Below are 15,337 nucleotides of genomic sequence, written 5' to 3' on the forward strand. Positions count from 1 at the left end.
CGACGAGCGGGGATGCACAACTGCGAACTCTAGTGCGCGAAGTGCCGTGCACCCGTCAGATACAACGTGACACCGGCATCCTGAGCGGCGGCGATGACCTCGTTGTCGCGTACCGATCCGCCGGGCTGTACAACAGCGCGCACCCCGGCGCTCAGCAACACCTGCAACCCGTCGGGGAAAGGGAAGAAAGCATCCGAGGACGCGACCGAACCTTCGACGCGGTCGCCTGCCCGCTGGACCGCCAGATGAGCCGCATCGACGCGATTGACCTGGCCCATTCCGACGCCGACCGAAGCGCCGTCGTGCGCGAGAAGTATCGCGTTGGACTTGACTGCTCTACATGCACGCCAAGCGAATTCGAGATCCTTCAGCGTCTGTTCGTCGGCCGGCTCCCCGGCTGCGAGGGTCCAGTTGGCCGGGTTGTCACCATCGGCGTCGATCGCGTCCCGCTGCTGCAGGAGCGTGCCGCCCGAAATCGGCTTCAGCTCGATACCCTGCGGTGACGGCGGCGTAGCAAGAAGCACACGAATGTTCTTCTTACGCTGGAGAACTCCCAACGCACCATCAGCGTACGACGGCGCGACGATAACCTCGGTGAAGATCTCCGCTACCTGCTCCGCCATCTCGACGGTCACCTCGCGGTTGGCTGCGATGACGCCGCCGTATGCGCTGACCGGATCACAGGCGTGCGCTTTGCGATGGGCCTCGGCGATGTTCTCGCCCAACGCAATACCGCACGGGTTGGCATGTTTGACGATCGCGACGGTCGGCGCAGAGTGGTCGAACGCAGCCCGCCACGCGGCGTCGGCGTCGGTGAAGTTGTTGTACGACATCTCCTTACCGTGCAACTGCTTCGCCTGCGCAATGCCGTCACCCGCTGGGTCGATGTACAGCGCAGCAGCCTGGTGCGGATTCTCGCCGTACCGAAGCACTGCCGACCGGTCCCACGTGCCCCCGATCCACTCGGGGAATGTCGACTCGGGATCACTCACGAGGACACTGCTCATCCACGAAGCGACTGCGACGTCGTACGACGCAGTGTGTGCAAACGCCTGCGCCGCAAGGGCAGTGCGTTCAGCGAGAGTGAATCCGCCACCGGATACGGCAGCGAGAACATCTTCGTACCGAGCCGGATCCACAACCACAGCCACCGAGGGATGATTCTTCGCCGCAGCGCGAACCATCGACGGTCCACCGATATCGATCTGCTCGACACATTCGTCTTCGCTCGCGCCACTACGAACAGTCTCGGTGAACGGGTAAAGATTGACGACAACAAGCTCGAACGCCTCGATACCGAGCTCTTCGAGCTGCGCAAGATGCTCGGGCCGACGCGTGTCCGCCAGCACTCCGGCATGAACGCGTGGGTGCAGGGTCTTGACCCGGCCGTCGAGCGTCTCGGGGAAGCCGGTGAGATCCTCGACCTTGGTGACCGGAATCCCCGCGTCGGCGATCTTCGACGCCGTGGAACCGGTGGACACGAGGGCGACGCCTGCGTTGTGCAAACCGGTCGCGAGTTCGATCAGTCCGGTCTTGTCGTAAACACTGACCAACGCACGCCGCACTGCTTTACGTTCACTCATCGCCTAATCTGAGCCTTTCGTCCATCGGAGACAACACCTCGGGTGGCCACGGCCGCGATCACATCGACCAGCAGCCGTCGTTCCACAGTTTTGATTCGCTCGTGCAGCGACGATTCACTGTCGCCTTCGTGCACCGCCACGGCCTCTTGGGCCAAGATCGGTCCGGTATCGACACCCGAGTCGACGAGGTGCACCGTCGACCCAGTCAGCTTGACGCCGTAATCGATCGCGTCCCGAACAGCATGTGCACCGGGAAACGAAGGCAGCAGCGCCGGGTGTGTGTTGATGATGCGCCCGGCGAAAGCATCGATGAAGCTCGGGCCCAGGATCTTCATGAATCCGGCGGTGACGACGAGATCCGGCTGATGCTTCGCGACGGATTCGGTGAGTGCCACGTCCCACTGCGAGCGGTCCGCGTAATCACGAAGCCCGACACGGAAGTGGGTGATGTCAGCCGCACGTGCGTGCTCTACAGCGTCGCACTCGCGGTCGACGCCGACGGCAGTGATGAGCGCTGGGTAGGAGTCCACCGCTGCAGCTGCGATCAGCGACTGCAACAGCGAGCCGGTGCCCGAAGCAAGGACAACGACTCGTGCTCGGTGCTCACGCGAGGCAGTCAGCGCAGTTCTCCTGAGAATCGTCGTGGTTGCCCGTCGATCCGGGCCAGCACAAAGACTAGTCGCTGCGCTCTGCAGGCTTGACGGGCAGGTCCTCTGTGGACTTCACCTCGACCGGTTCTTCCACGTCCGACGTCGGTGGCGCAGCCAAGTCGACGACCTCTGCCTCGACGACGTCTGCAGCCGCCTCAGGTTCTGGCGCAATCGTGGGCACGTCGACGGCCTCGGGCACGTCGATTACCTCGGCATCCAGAGCATGTTCTTCATGGACGACGGGTGGGGTATCGGCGGGCTGTTGGGCATCGACGGACCGGGCACGAGGCGTCAGGACAGGCTGCTCGCTTGTGCGCACAGTTTTCTCGGGCAGCGAATCTTCGTGCTTCGATCCCCCACGCCACGCAGTGAGTGCGGCAGCGAGTGATCCGACCACCGCCAACCAGGCGAACGTCAACAAACCGAACGACCACGCTGTGATTTCGACGGTACCGAACGTCCCCAGGTTTCCGCCTGCCGCGAAGCCGCCCACTGTCGCGAGAATCCCTAGCGCCGCTGCACCGAGCCAAACTGAGGACATTGCGTAATGCACGTCGACGGTTCGACGTGCGCAATCGCGGCCGAGCATGACAGCAGCGGTGATCGGGACCACGAGCATCAGGAACCACGTCGTCTGCGCTGAGCCCTCCGGCAGAACCGCCAGGACGGGGAGCGGCGGAAGTGGACCGGCAGCGGTGTGAAAAAGGCTGACCGAGGCTTCGCCGACATGCGCCGCGGATCCGACCGACACCGCAGAAGTTCCGAGCACCACATTCGGTAGATAGAGGATCGAGAGCACGGTGAGCCCGAGAACGCCGACGAATCCGTTCCCGGCGTCGAGAAGCATCTCCATCGTCGACCACGACGCGACCATCGCCGCGAGCGATACAGCTGCACCGCCTGCGATCAGGACCATCGCGGCGCGCATCGTCGGCCGCACGACCTCGCCCACCCAAGTGGGTACCCACGGGGCCAAGCCGAGCGAATGCCAGCCTCCCATCACCACACCGATGGCGGCAGCGATGGCATGGACTGCGGCGACCCAAGCAAACGCGTGAAACGCATTCGGGCTCGACAGACCGATAGCGGCCGAGGCATCGGTGGCAACAGCCAGAGCAACAGCGGTGACGAGCAGTGGCCCGAGAACGGCGGCAGCGAAGATCGATCCCAATTCTCGACGCGTCGGGAACTCCTCCGACACCCGGTGGACCGCGCGGGCGACGACGACCATGAGCACAATCGTCGGAAGCAACGGAAACACTCCGAGAGCCGTTCCGGAAATACTCAACGGCACCTGATGTACGGCGAACCACATCCCGGCAATCGCGCCGAGCGTCCCGGTGAGCTCACTGTTGGCGGAGACGAGCGTGACCAGAACGAGCGAAGCAAGTATTGCTATCAAGAGGGCAGGAACCCGGAAGCCGACCCGGACCAACATTCTGGATTGCACAGGAGTCAACAGCGGTGGACGCTGCTGTGTCTGGTGCCGCGTACGCCGTCTCTCGTGATTCAGTAGAGCGCTCATCACGGATCAGGGTTTCACCATCGGGCGAGGCGATGGATCAGGCGCGCCGAAGATCCCTACTTCTCGTCGTCGTCGGCGGGAGTGGTGCCGAACGCCTGAGTGGGTTCACTGTAGGAGGGCCCACCGGTCGAGCCACTCTCTGTGGGCGTGGACGACCCTGCGGACTGCTGATCCATCGGCACTGCCTGTGTCTCGGGTGGGACTGCATGCTGGGGCGCTCCCGATCCCGCAGAACCCACCGGCGGTTGGCCGTACTGGTACTGGCTGTACGGCGAAGACTGATCGGCAGAGCCCGTCGGCCCGCTTGCACCTTGCTGCTGGGGGTCGACCGGGTAACCGAGGCTGCCGGACGGATTTTGTCCGCGCGCAGGCTGATTGGGTGCAGGCTGTCCCGAGTAGGTCGGTGGAACGTAACCACCCTGGACCGGGCCGCCATAGCTCTGCTGTGGCTGACCATAACCGTAGTTCGGTGCCTGCTGACCCGGCTGGCGGTAACCCTGAGTTGGCGAATAACCCTGGAACTGATTCTGTTGGCCGTACGAAACAGCCTTAGGTGCAGGCACTTTCAAAACATCCGCACCGAACAGAAGGCCGGCGATCGCAGCAAGGGACTGAATGAACCCGAGTACCAAGACGATGATGGCGCCAGTTCCCAGACCGATCGAGCTACCTATTCCTCCGCCCGAGTCGATATTGAAGGACTGGAATACCAGCGTCAGCCAACCTGAAACCGCCAACGCTGCTGCGATTCCGATGGTGCTCGACTGCTTGGGTAGCAATCCGACCGCTGCCACGAGACCCGAGGCCAACAGCAGCGCGATCGAAGTGGGGTCACCGTTGCCGAACTGAAAGAAGTTACTGGATACGTCGAACGCCGAGTACTGGCCGGCCAGGCCGATCAGAAAACCGATCCCGCCGAGCGCAGCGACGACCAGTGTCAGAATCCGTGGAAGCGGCAACGGCGTATTCGAAGCAGGCGACGGCGAGTACTGACCTGGTTGCGAGTACGACTGCTGCCCTGGCGTCTGCTGAGACGGACCCTGCGAAGAGGACCCCTGCGATGACGGACCCTGCGGTGACGGACCCTGTGGTGACGGACCCTGCGGGGTCGCACCGTAGGACGGGCCATGGCTACCGTATCCACCGGCTCCGTAACCGGGCGAACCTGAGTTTGGGCCCTCGGGCGGATAGGTCATGACACTCACCTCATGTTTCTACGTCGAAATCGGGTCCACGGACCACGCTAGTCTACGGACCCGGTGCGACACCTCGCCCAGCGTCGACTAGCGCAGGTGACACAGCAGCGGCGTGGCCCAAAGACGTTGCGGGGCCAGCAAATCGATCGCTTCAATGCGCCATTCATACGATCTGATGGCTCGAGTGCGCCATTCAAGCGGGCGGGCGGGGGCACGCGGGCGGGCGGGGCACGCGGGCGGGCGGGGCACGCGGGCGGCACACAAAAGGCCCGCCACCACCGGTGACGGGCCTTTCGAAGGTGAAAGCTACTTGACGGAGAGCGATTCGAGGATCTCGCGGGCGAGTGCAGCAGTCTCGGACGGCGTCTTGCCGACCTTGACGCCTGCAGCCTCGAGAGCGTCCTTCTTGCCCTGAGCCGTACCCGAGGAGCCGGAGACGATGGCGCCTGCGTGGCCCATGGTCTTGCCCTCGGGAGCGGTGAAGCCTGCGACGTAGCCGACGACGGGCTTGGTCACGTTGGCCTTGATGTAATCGGCTGCGCGCTCTTCAGCATCGCCACCGATTTCACCGATCATGACGATGATCTTGGTCTCGGGATCGTTCTCGAACGCCTCGATGGCGTCGATGTGCGTCGTACCGATGACCGGGTCTCCGCCGATGCCGATGGCCGTCGAGAAACCGAAGTCACGGAGTTCGAACATCATCTGGTAGGTCAGCGTGCCGGACTTCGAGACGAGGCCGATGGGCCCGGTGCCGGAGATGTTGGCGGGCGTGATGCCGACGAGAGCTTCACCGGGGGTGATGATGCCGGGGCAGTTCGGTCCGATGATGCGGGTCTTCTTGCCCTTCTCCACGTTGTAGGCCCACGCGTACGCGGAGTCCTGCACGGGGATGCCCTCGGTGATGACGACGAGCAGCGGGATCTCCGCGTCGATCGCTTCGACGATAGCGTCCTTGGCGAATGCCGGCGGCACGAAAGCGATGGAGACGTCCGCGCCGGTCTTCTCGATTGCCTCGGCGACGGTGCCGAAGACGGGAAGTTCGATGTCGTTGCCGTCTTTGTCGACGTGCTTGACCGTGGTTCCGGCCTTACGTGCGTTGACGCCGCCGACGACCTGGGTGCCGGCCTTGAGCATCAGAGCGGTGTGCTTGGTGCCCTCGCCGCCGGTGATGCCCTGGACGATGACCTTGTTGTCCTTGTTCAGAAAGATTGACATGGTTTCCTCTACTTCGCAGCCAGCTCGGCGGCCTTGTCGGCGCCCTCGTCCATGGTCTCGGCGAGCGTCACCAGCGGGTGCGCGGCGTCGGCGAGAATCTTGCGTCCTTCTTCGACCTTGTTGCCGTCGAGACGAACCACCAGCGGCTTGTTGGCCTCGTCACCGAGCTTCTTCAGTGCGCCGACGATGCCGTTGGCAACCGCGTCGCAGGAGGTGATGCCGCCGAAGACGTTGACGAACACGCTCTTGACCTGCTCGTCACCGAGGATGACGTCGAGGCCTGCAGCCATGACCTCGGCCGAGGCGCCGCCGCCGATGTCGAGGAAGTTGGCGGGCTTGACGCCACCGTGGGCCTCGCCTGCGTATGCAACGACGTCGAGGGTCGACATGACCAGTCCGGCACCGTTTCCGATGATGCCGACCTGTCCGTCGAGCTTGACGTAGTTGAGGTCGTTCTCCTTGGCCTTGGCCTCGAGGGGATCGGCAGCGTCCTTGTCCTCGAAGTCCGCATGGCCGGGCTGACGGAAGCTTGCGTTCTCGTCGAGCGTGACCTTGCCGTCGAGGGCGAGGATCTCATCGTCCGGGGTGCGAACCAGCGGGTTGACCTCGACCAGGAGAGCATCTTCGTTGATGAAGACCTCCCACAGCTTCTGGATGGTCACCGCTGCGGCGTCGAGCACCTCGGCGGGAAGCTTTCCCTTTTCAGCGATTTCACGAGCAAAAGCGAGGTCGACGCCCTTGACGGCATCGACGGCAATCTTGGCGAGTGCATCGGGGTTCTCTACCGCCGTCACCTCGATCTCCACGCCACCCTCGACCGAACACATCGCGAGGTAGGTGCGGTTGGTGCGGTCGAGCAGGAAGGAGATGTAGTACTCCTCGGCGATGTCGGATGCTTCTGCAACGAGAAGCTTCTTGACGACATGGCCCTTGATGTCGAGTCCGAGAATCGCTTCTGCGTTCTCGGTGGCTGCTGCGACGTCCTTGGAGTACTTGACGCCGCCGGCCTTGCCGCGGCCGCCGACCTTGACCTGCGCCTTGACCATTACTGGCTTGCCGATTTCCTTGGCAATTTCTGTTGCTCCGGCGACCGTGTCCGTGACACGACCTGCGGAGGTTGGTACGCCATGCTTGGCGAACAATTCCTTCGCCTGGTATTCGAAGAGATCCATCAGCTCACCGTCTCGTCTACGTTGACGCCCGCTCCAGGGTGTGAGCGGGTCTGAGCATCGACTTTATCCAGGTAGCCCACGGACGCATCGGGCGCATGGATGGTATGTGGTCTATCTCACCGGCAGGTGCCATGTGTCCTGCGCCTCACCGCAGACGACTACGAGCCGAAAGTAGCGCGGCCACAGCAAGAGTGAGCGCTCCGAGCGCCCCGACGATCACTCCGGACCCAATCACGGGCTCGAGCGCGCGTGTCTCGGTCAGCGGCCACCCGAGCAAATAGATGATCATCGCGATCACGCAGCCCGAGAGAAGTGCAGTGCCGCGCGCAGGCCTCGACCGTGACGCGACGACGGCGGAGACCACGATGGCCACGGCGAGAAATACCTGCCCCCAGACGTCCCATCCCCACGGAAAAATACCGAACCACGCTGCGGTCACGTCAGTGCCACGGTAGAGCGGCAGCGCCAGGCCTGCGGCAGACAACAGCCCTCCGAGCAGTGCCACTGATCCGAGCCGGACGTCGATGCGCGTGTCCGAGGTGTCGACGTCCTCACGCTCAACGCTTCCGGCGAGAAGCACACATCCGCCACACAGCACGGCGCCGATGGTGCCCAGTGCCGTCGCAACACCGCCTACGCCGAGGGCAATGCCGTCGATGTCCGTGGCCAGTACAACCGACTGCATCACACCGGACGCCCCCATCACGGCGGCAACAGTCAAGACACCGAGCGCGGGACGGACCGGTGCCGCCAATACCGAAAAGAACATCGGGATGGACGCAAGGACCAACACGAAGCCCGACACGGCGGCGACCCGCGTGGCCAGAATTATCGGATTGGGCAGCCCATCCGGAACCGAGAGGGTCGGCAAGAGTGCGCCGGTGACGATGAGGACACCTGCCGCGACGCCCACAACTCCAGCAACGACATGCCAACGACTCGTTGCCGACGTCGAGTCCACGGGCGTGACGCGTCGAACTTCGGCAGGGACGCCGCCTCGCTCCCGGAGTTTCGACACCGGGAGGAGAACAACTCCTACGACCACGAGCACGGCCGATGCGAAGACGCCGACCCATGATCCTGGCGCCGCGTCGACCCCCGGCCCACTCGACGCACCGGCCAACACCCGCGAGCCCGTGACGCCGAGCATCCCGAGTCCGGCGCCTACGGAAGCGCCCGCCGCGACAGTCGGTGAAATCGACGCCAGCGCCGCAGCCGCCACGATGAGAACGGCAAGGGCGACAATCCCCGACCCCACTGACGTCGTCAGCGGGGAATCGATCACGACGGGGACCAGCACGATGGCGTCGGAAGAGTCATAGGGCGAAGCGAACATCGATCCCGCCGCCACTGCGGCAGCGCCGACGGCAAGTACGGACAACCACCCACCTATACGGATTGCCGAGGCCCGGTTGGTCATATCCGCGTGGGTGGAATGTCCGTATCCGTCGGATAGAGAGGCTCGGCTCACCGCGATCAAGCCGAACAACCCACCCAGCGCTGCGAGTACATGAGCTGCAAGCACCAGATAAGCGCCGGTGCCCGGTTCCAGCGCAGCGGCAGTGGTGGGCCGAAACAGCTCCAATCGATTCGAGTCGATCGGATCGATCAGGAGTCCGATGTCGAGAACGGCCAGACCGGCCGACACCGCCCCGTAACCTGCCGTCACAGCGCCGGTGAGGGCAGCGCGGTGCACAATCACACCGACCAGTGCCATCACCGCCACCAGAACCACTGGGGCAAGGGCAATGAGCGCAGCGACAGTGACGCCCGCACCGATCACCTCTCCCGAAGCTGCGGATACCGAATCCTGCGTGACCACTGGCTCGAACGACAGCGCTAGGACGCCGCACAGCGCGGCAACCACGGTGGCTGACGCTGCGACAACTGCTGGAGCGAACGCGCTCTTGTCGTCGTCGCGGTCGCGCTCGATCCGTCGAGGAAGTACATCTGCGAACTGGTCGGTCGGGGATATAGGTGCCACGACAGCGACGTTATCTGCCGGTGACGATTTACATCGACTTCGCAGGCCGCGTTTCGATAACGCGCATTCGGGTAGTTGTAACCGAGCGGGGTCCGGTGCTGTGGGGACATTTCCCCTGTTCGCACTGTGAGGCACATCACATATTGGCCCAGTCTGAGCCGAAAACTTGCGCCGCCCGCGATCGTTTCGTTACCGTCTGCGGAGTCTTAAGTAACGAGCAGATCACGAAACGGAGGTCGAAGGTTTTGTCGCAGCACCGCGCGTCCTTCACCACCAGCCGATTCGTCACCCCGGCCGCTGTGACAGAGAGTGCACCTACCGTGTACTCGACCGATACCAGCTGGGGAACCGAGGCCGTCGACTTCGAGGCGCCGACCTACGACTACTTCGCCAGCAATTACGGCCCCGCCGAGAGCTACCACGATGCCGAGCTGCACAGCTCCGTCGACATCGATAGCGCCGCGGGCACCGAATCCGTTACACCGATCTTGGAAGTACCTCGCCGCGGCGGATCTCACCGCATCCCGACGCCGCCCACCGCACTCAAGGGCCGCGCAGCTGTTCTCGCTGTTGCTGCCGGGGCCATCGTCGCCGCAGGCCAGGCTGTTATCGATCACGCGCCTGCCACCCCCACTTCCGAAGAAGTTGCTCTCGCTGCAGGTTCCGCGCCGGCCGCACCCGGCATTGCCGCTACGGCAGTACCGCAGGCAGCCCAGTTCGCCGCTGACACCACGAGCACAGCAGCCTCTCAAGCTCCTCAGATTCTCAACGTCGCCAACCCGGTAGACCTGAGTCAGTTCAGCAATTTGTTGGCAAAGGGCCAGCGTTTCAGCGAAGAGCGCGCCGCACGCGAAGCCGCTGCCCGACGCCCACTGTTCGTCCTACCGGCCGTCGGAACGTACACCTCGAACTTCGGGGCCCGCTGGGGCACCCTTCACGCCGGCGTCGATATCGCCAACGCCATCGGAACGCCGATTGTCTCGGTTGCCGACGGCAAGGTCATCGATGCAGGCCCTGCTTCCGGCTTCGGCATGTGGGTTCGCGTCCAGCACGCAGATGGCACCATCACCGTGTACGGCCACGTAGACACCACCACGGTGTCGGTCGGCCAGCAGGTCATGGCGGGCGATCAAATTGCCACCATGGGCAACCGCGGTTTCTCCACCGGCCCGCACCTTCACTTCGAGGTCCACTTGCCCGGTGAGAACAAGATCGACCCGCTCCCCTGGTTGGCATCACGAGGCATCGGCCTCGGGCCCGAAAGAAGCTAGCAACACCTTCTCCGCCCACACAGCACTGTCATTGCTAGGGCACATTCCACCCGCCAGCCCACACGCCCTTTCGTGAACGTGTGTAGCCGGCGGTGGACACCTCTCAGAGCTTGGTCATCGGCACACCACCGATAAGCATCATCTTCACTCGTCCCGATGTGCCGAAGTCGACGAGAACCATCGCCGATGTTCCGCTCCCGGTCTGTTCGAGGACGGTTCCGAGACCGTACTTATCGTGGTTGACGCGGTCGCCTACGGCCAACACCAATGTGTTGTTGCGCGCACGTGCAGAACCGAAACTCGGTGTACTGGAGGCCCCACCGTGGGAACTTCCGCCCCCGAAACCGCCGCCGAATCCCCCGCCGCCGTAACCGCCCTGCCTTGTGCGCCCGCCGCCGATGGATCGTCCACCGCCGACACCTGGATCCTCACGCTTCCACTCGATCAGCTCTTGCGGAATCTCCTGCAGAAAGCGTGATTCCGGATTGTTGATCGGCTGCCCCCACGCCGAGCGCATGACCGCGCGGGTCACGTACAGCCGGTGGCGAGCCCGGGTGATTCCCACGTAGGCAAGGCGCCGTTCCTCCGACAGCTCGTTCGGGTCTCCGAGCGCCCGCATGTGCGGAAACTGCCCGTCTTCCCAACCGGTCACGAAGACGACAGGAAACTCCAATCCCTTGGCCGTGTGCAATGTCATCAACGTGACGACACCGGTACCGGAGTCTGGAATCTGATCGGTGTCGGCTACCAACGACACACGTTCGAGGAAAGCCCCGAGCGAACCAGGTTCCGGCAGCCCTTCCTCCGGATCCGCTTCACCGTCGGGCACCGTTTCGGTGACGCCCTCGGCGTCGAGTTCGGCCGCGACGGCGGCGAGATTGCGCGCCTCGGAGGTGAATTCCCTGGCCACGCTGACCAATTCGTTGAGGTTGTCGAGGCGGGCCCCATCCTGTGGGTCGCTACTTCCCTCGAGTTCCGCCCGATATCCGGTCCTGTCGAGAACTGCCTCTACGACGTCGCCGATGTCGACGACGTCATTGCCATCGCCGTCCGTCGTAGTGAGAACTGCGCGAAGTTCGTCGAGCAGCTCGAGAAACTGGCCGATGAGTTTCTGAGACCGGCTGTTCAGCAATGCGACGCGCCCGTCGGCTGCATCTCGCAATGCCCTCGTGAAGCTTATGTCTCGTTGCTCGGCGTGCACGGCGACACATGCCTCAGCCCGGTCGCCGATTCCTCGGCGTGGAGTGTTCAGGATACGACGCATGCTCACGGTGTCGTCCTCGTTGGACAGCACACGTAAGTACGCCACCATGTCGCGGACTTCCTTGCGCTCGTAGAAGCGCACACCGCCGACGACCTTGTAGGGCAATCCGAGCCGAATGAAGATTTCTTCGAGTGCTCGCGAGGAATTGTTGGTGCGATAGAAGACCGCCACCTCGTCGTACCGCACATCGTGGTTGTCCACGAGACGGTCGATCTCCGATGCGACGAACGACGCCTCGTCGTGCTCGTTGTCGGCTACGTAACCGACGATCAGTTCACCCTCGCCGGTGTCCGTCCACAGCTTCTTGTCGCGTCGGCCGGTATTGCGGGAGATGACCGAGTTGGCGGCCGAGAGAATGTTCTGCGTCGAACGGTAGTTCTGCTCGAGCAGAATCGTGCGCGCGTCGGGGTAGTCGCGCTCGAACTCAACGATGTTGCGAATAGTGGCCCCTCGGAACGCATAGATCGACTGATCCGCGTCACCCACGACGCACAGCTCACCCGGCTCGATGGTGCCCTCCAGCGCGCCGTCGGCGTCCGGAGTGCCGACCAATTCTCGGACCAGCATGTACTGGGCGTGGTTGGTGTCCTGGTACTCGTCGACGAGAACGTGCCTGAACCGTCTCCGGTAGTACTCCGCGACCTGAGGAAACGCCTGCAGCATCCCGACCGTCTCGCCGATCAAATCGTCGAAATCCATCGCATTGGCAGCGCGCAGACGCTGCTGATAGTGGCCGTACACCCGAGCGATGAGCTTGGGCAGCTCGACGGGTTCCTTCTCCGCATCCGACGCTGCATCGTCCGGGCTGATCAGCTCGTTCTTCAGATTGGAGATCGAGGTGGAGAGCAGACGCGCCGAGAACTTCTTCGTGTCGATCTGCAGATCCTTCGAGATCATCGTCAGCAGGCGACGAGAGTCGTCGGCGTCGTAGATCGAGAAGTTGGAGTTCAGCCCCGGCAGTAAGGACGCCTGGCTACGGAGTATCCGGACGCAACTCGAGTGGAACGTCGATACCCACATGTTGTTCGCTCGCGGCCCGACGAGTCCGACGACTCGCTCGCGCATCTCGGCTGCGGCCTTGTTGGTGAACGTGATGGCAAGCACCTGCCCCGGGGTGACACCGCGCTCGGCAAGCAGATATGCGATGCGGCGCGTCAGGACTGCAGTCTTGCCCGAACCCGCGCCCGCAACGATCAGAAGGGGCGACCCGGTGTGCATGACGGCCTCGCGCTGCTGTGGATTGAGACCCTCCAGCAATGCTTCGGACTTGGATTTACCGGGAACGGGTACAGCTACAAGATTCATGTTCATCGCTGTCTCAGGTTACCGGCGCCTACCGACACATAGAACTACTGCCGTCATTGTTACGAACAACCGACTTTCCACGAAGCCGTCCAAGTGGCAAACTGGATCAGTGATCGAAACTGCCGTGCGTCGGCGTCTGAACATTCGTGTCGTGAGAACGACCGAATGCGAGGGCGGCCGATAAGTGCTTGCACCCCGAGGCCCTCGCCACGAGGGCCTCGGGGTTCTTTCATGTCGGGCACCTACCCCCAGCTCGTTCGATTCAGGTATTCACCCGGATTCCGTAGACGTAACGGTGCCGGACGCGGTAACGATCCATCATGTGACACAAGGAGAAGAAATGTCATCCACGAAGACCGACTCCGAGAATGCGTTGCCCACCACCGAAGCCGAGATCGATGAGTTGAGGCAGGAAATCGATCGCCTGGACGCCGAGATCCTGGCCGCTATTCAGCGCCGGAGCGAGGTATCGCAGTTGATCGGACGTACTCGGATGGCCTCGGGTGGCCCGCGCATGGTCCACAGCCGCGAAATGAAGGTGCTCGACCGTTTCAGCAGCCTTGGCCAGGAAGGCCACACACTCGCTATGCTGCTGCTCCGCCTCGGTCGCGGACGCCTCGGCCGGTAAAGACTCCAGAAACTCGTTGTGCACGGCTTCCCGTGCACAACGAGTTCTTTCTCACGGCTTCTTTCTCAGGGAAGGGCTATGTACTTGGTCTCCAAGTACTCCTCGATCCCCTCGCTTCCACCTTCTCGCCCGAACCCAGAGGCCTTGACTCCGCCGAACGGCGCTGCCGCGTCCGAGATCACTCCGCGGTTGACTCCGACCATTCCGCTCTCGATGGCATCGGCAACTCGAAGCGCCCGATCCAGATCCTCGGTGTAGATGTAGGCGGCGAGGCCGAACTCGGTCGAATTCGCGGCGTCGATGCCTTGCTGCTCGGTATCGAAACCCACGATGGGCGCGACCGGCCCGAACACTTCTTCCGCCAGGATTCGTGCCGTCGGTGGCACGTCCGTCAGCACGGTCGCCGGATAGAAGTACCCCTCACCGCCGGATGCCTTGCCCCCGAGCGCCACCGTCGCACCTGCTGCGACCGCATCGTCGACCAGTTCCACGACCTTGCTCAGCTGGTCCGCGTTGATCAGTGGGCCCAGAGTGGTCGATGGGTCGATACCTGGCCCGAGCTTCGTATCCTTCATCCGTGCAACCAGCTTCGAGGTGAATTCCGCTCGCACACTGTTGGCCACGTGAAAGCGGTTGGCTGCGGTACAGGCTTCGCCACCGTTACGTAGTTTCGCGAGCATCGCGCCGTCGACGGCTGCGTCGACATCCGCGTCGTCGAAGACCACGAACGGTGCGTTTCCGCCCAGCTCCATCGACGTTCGGAGCAAACCCCCAGCCGATTGCTCGACCAACTTCTTGCCGACCTCGGTGGATCCGGTGAACGTCAGTTTGCGCAGTCGTGGATCCTCGAGCAGCGGTGCCGAGACTGCACTCGACTTCGACGTCGTCAGAACCGACAGAACCCCCTCGGGAAGTCCCACCTCGGCGAACAACTGTGCAAGAAAGAGCATTGTCAGCGGTGTCTCGCCGGCAGGCTTGACGATGATCGTGCATCCCGCAGCGAGAGCGGGTCCGATCTTGCGTGTGCCCATGGCGAGCGGAAAGTTCCACGGTGTGATCGCAAGGACCGGCCCCACGGGCGCCTTGCTGACCATAATTCGGCCGTTGCCTGCCGGGGCCTGGGTGTATCGGCCGCCGATACGGACAGCTTCCTCGCTGAACCAGCGAAAGAACTCGGCTCCGTACTTGATCTCGGCCCGCGACTCGGCCAACGCCTTTCCCATTTCGAGGGTCATCAGCGTCGCGACATCATCGGCGCGCTCGGTGAGTTTCTCGAACACCGCGCGCAGCAGCTCGCCGCGCTCCCTCGGCGCAGTAGCCGCCCAGGACTTCTGCGCATTCGCTGCCGCGTCGAGAGCCCGGAGTGCGTCTGCAGGGCTGGCGTCGGCCACCTTCGTGAACGGCCTGCCGGTAGCTGGATCTTTGACGTCGAAAGTCGCGCCGTTCTCGGCGTCGACCGCGTGGCCGCCGATCCACAATTTCGCTGGAATGGATTCGATGAGAGTGCTGTGGTCCATACCTCGAGTGTGCCCTCGAGCAGT

The 15,337-nt window shown here is 63.2% G+C and carries 11 protein-coding genes; 2 read left to right on the forward strand and 9 right to left on the reverse strand.

What is annotated here, in order from left to right; genetic code table 11:
• Positions 1-29 precede the first annotated feature (29 nt).
• From purH to H2510_RS15130, 7 genes are all read right to left on the reverse strand, one after another.
• Entirely contained in the window at positions 30-1,583 is a 1,554-nt protein-coding gene (purH, locus tag H2510_RS15100; protein WP_186629107.1) for a bifunctional phosphoribosylaminoimidazolecarboxamide formyltransferase/IMP cyclohydrolase, read from the reverse strand.
• Positions 1,580-2,221 (reverse strand): phosphoribosylglycinamide formyltransferase, encoded by a 642-nt coding sequence (gene purN / locus H2510_RS15105; protein WP_186629275.1) that lies wholly within the window; start codon positions 2,219-2,221, stop codon positions 1,580-1,582. Before purN ends, purH begins: the two co-directional genes overlap by 4 nt.
• A 37-nt stretch (positions 2,222-2,258) precedes the next feature.
• A complete protein-coding gene (locus H2510_RS15110) occupies positions 2,259-3,758 on the reverse strand; it encodes a DUF6350 family protein (RefSeq protein ID WP_186629108.1) in 1,500 nt (499 codons plus the stop codon).
• 56 nt (positions 3,759-3,814) lie between these two features.
• On the reverse strand, positions 3,815-4,954 hold the full coding sequence (locus tag H2510_RS15115; protein WP_186629109.1) for a DUF5336 domain-containing protein: 1,140 nt from the start codon (positions 4,952-4,954) through the stop codon (positions 3,815-3,817).
• A 306-nt stretch (positions 4,955-5,260) separates the two neighbouring features.
• Positions 5,261-6,172, reverse strand: a complete 912-nt coding sequence (sucD, locus tag H2510_RS15120; RefSeq protein ID WP_084347777.1) for a succinate--CoA ligase subunit alpha — start codon at positions 6,170-6,172, stop codon at positions 5,261-5,263.
• Between the two features lie 8 nt (positions 6,173-6,180).
• Entirely contained in the window at positions 6,181-7,344 is a 1,164-nt protein-coding gene (gene sucC / locus H2510_RS15125) for an ADP-forming succinate--CoA ligase subunit beta (protein ID WP_084347775.1), read from the reverse strand.
• 145 nt (positions 7,345-7,489) lie between these two features.
• Positions 7,490-9,328 carry a hypothetical protein gene (locus H2510_RS15130; RefSeq protein ID WP_186629110.1) on the reverse strand — a complete coding sequence of 613 codons (1,839 nt, stop codon included), beginning with the start codon at positions 9,326-9,328 and terminating at the stop codon, positions 7,490-7,492.
• Between the two features lie 245 nt (positions 9,329-9,573).
• Here H2510_RS15130 and H2510_RS15135 point away from each other — a divergent pair, with 245 nt between their 5' ends.
• A complete protein-coding gene (locus H2510_RS15135; protein WP_186629111.1) occupies positions 9,574-10,599 on the forward strand; it encodes a M23 family metallopeptidase in 1,026 nt (341 codons plus the stop codon).
• A gap of 103 nt (positions 10,600-10,702) precedes the next feature.
• On the opposite strand, the gene pcrA is transcribed toward H2510_RS15135, so the two are convergent.
• On the reverse strand, positions 10,703-13,174 hold the full coding sequence (gene pcrA / locus H2510_RS15140) for a DNA helicase PcrA (RefSeq protein WP_186629112.1): 2,472 nt from the start codon (positions 13,172-13,174) through the stop codon (positions 10,703-10,705).
• 262 nt (positions 13,175-13,436) lie between these two features.
• Between pcrA and H2510_RS15145 the strand changes: the two genes are divergently transcribed.
• Positions 13,437-13,796, forward strand: a complete 360-nt coding sequence (locus tag H2510_RS15145; RefSeq protein WP_186629276.1) for a chorismate mutase — start codon at positions 13,437-13,439, stop codon at positions 13,794-13,796.
• Positions 13,797-13,861: 65 nt separating this feature from the next.
• Here the strand turns inward: H2510_RS15145 and H2510_RS15150 are convergent, their stop codons facing one another.
• Complete coding sequence (locus tag H2510_RS15150; RefSeq protein ID WP_186629113.1) at positions 13,862-15,313, reverse strand: NAD-dependent succinate-semialdehyde dehydrogenase; 1,452 nt, start codon at positions 15,311-15,313, stop codon at positions 13,862-13,864.
• Positions 15,314-15,337 lie beyond the last annotated feature (24 nt).

The sequence above is a fragment of the Rhodococcus sp. BP22 genome, from assembly GCF_014281965.1.
Lineage (GTDB): Bacteria > Actinomycetota > Actinomycetes > Mycobacteriales > Mycobacteriaceae > Rhodococcoides.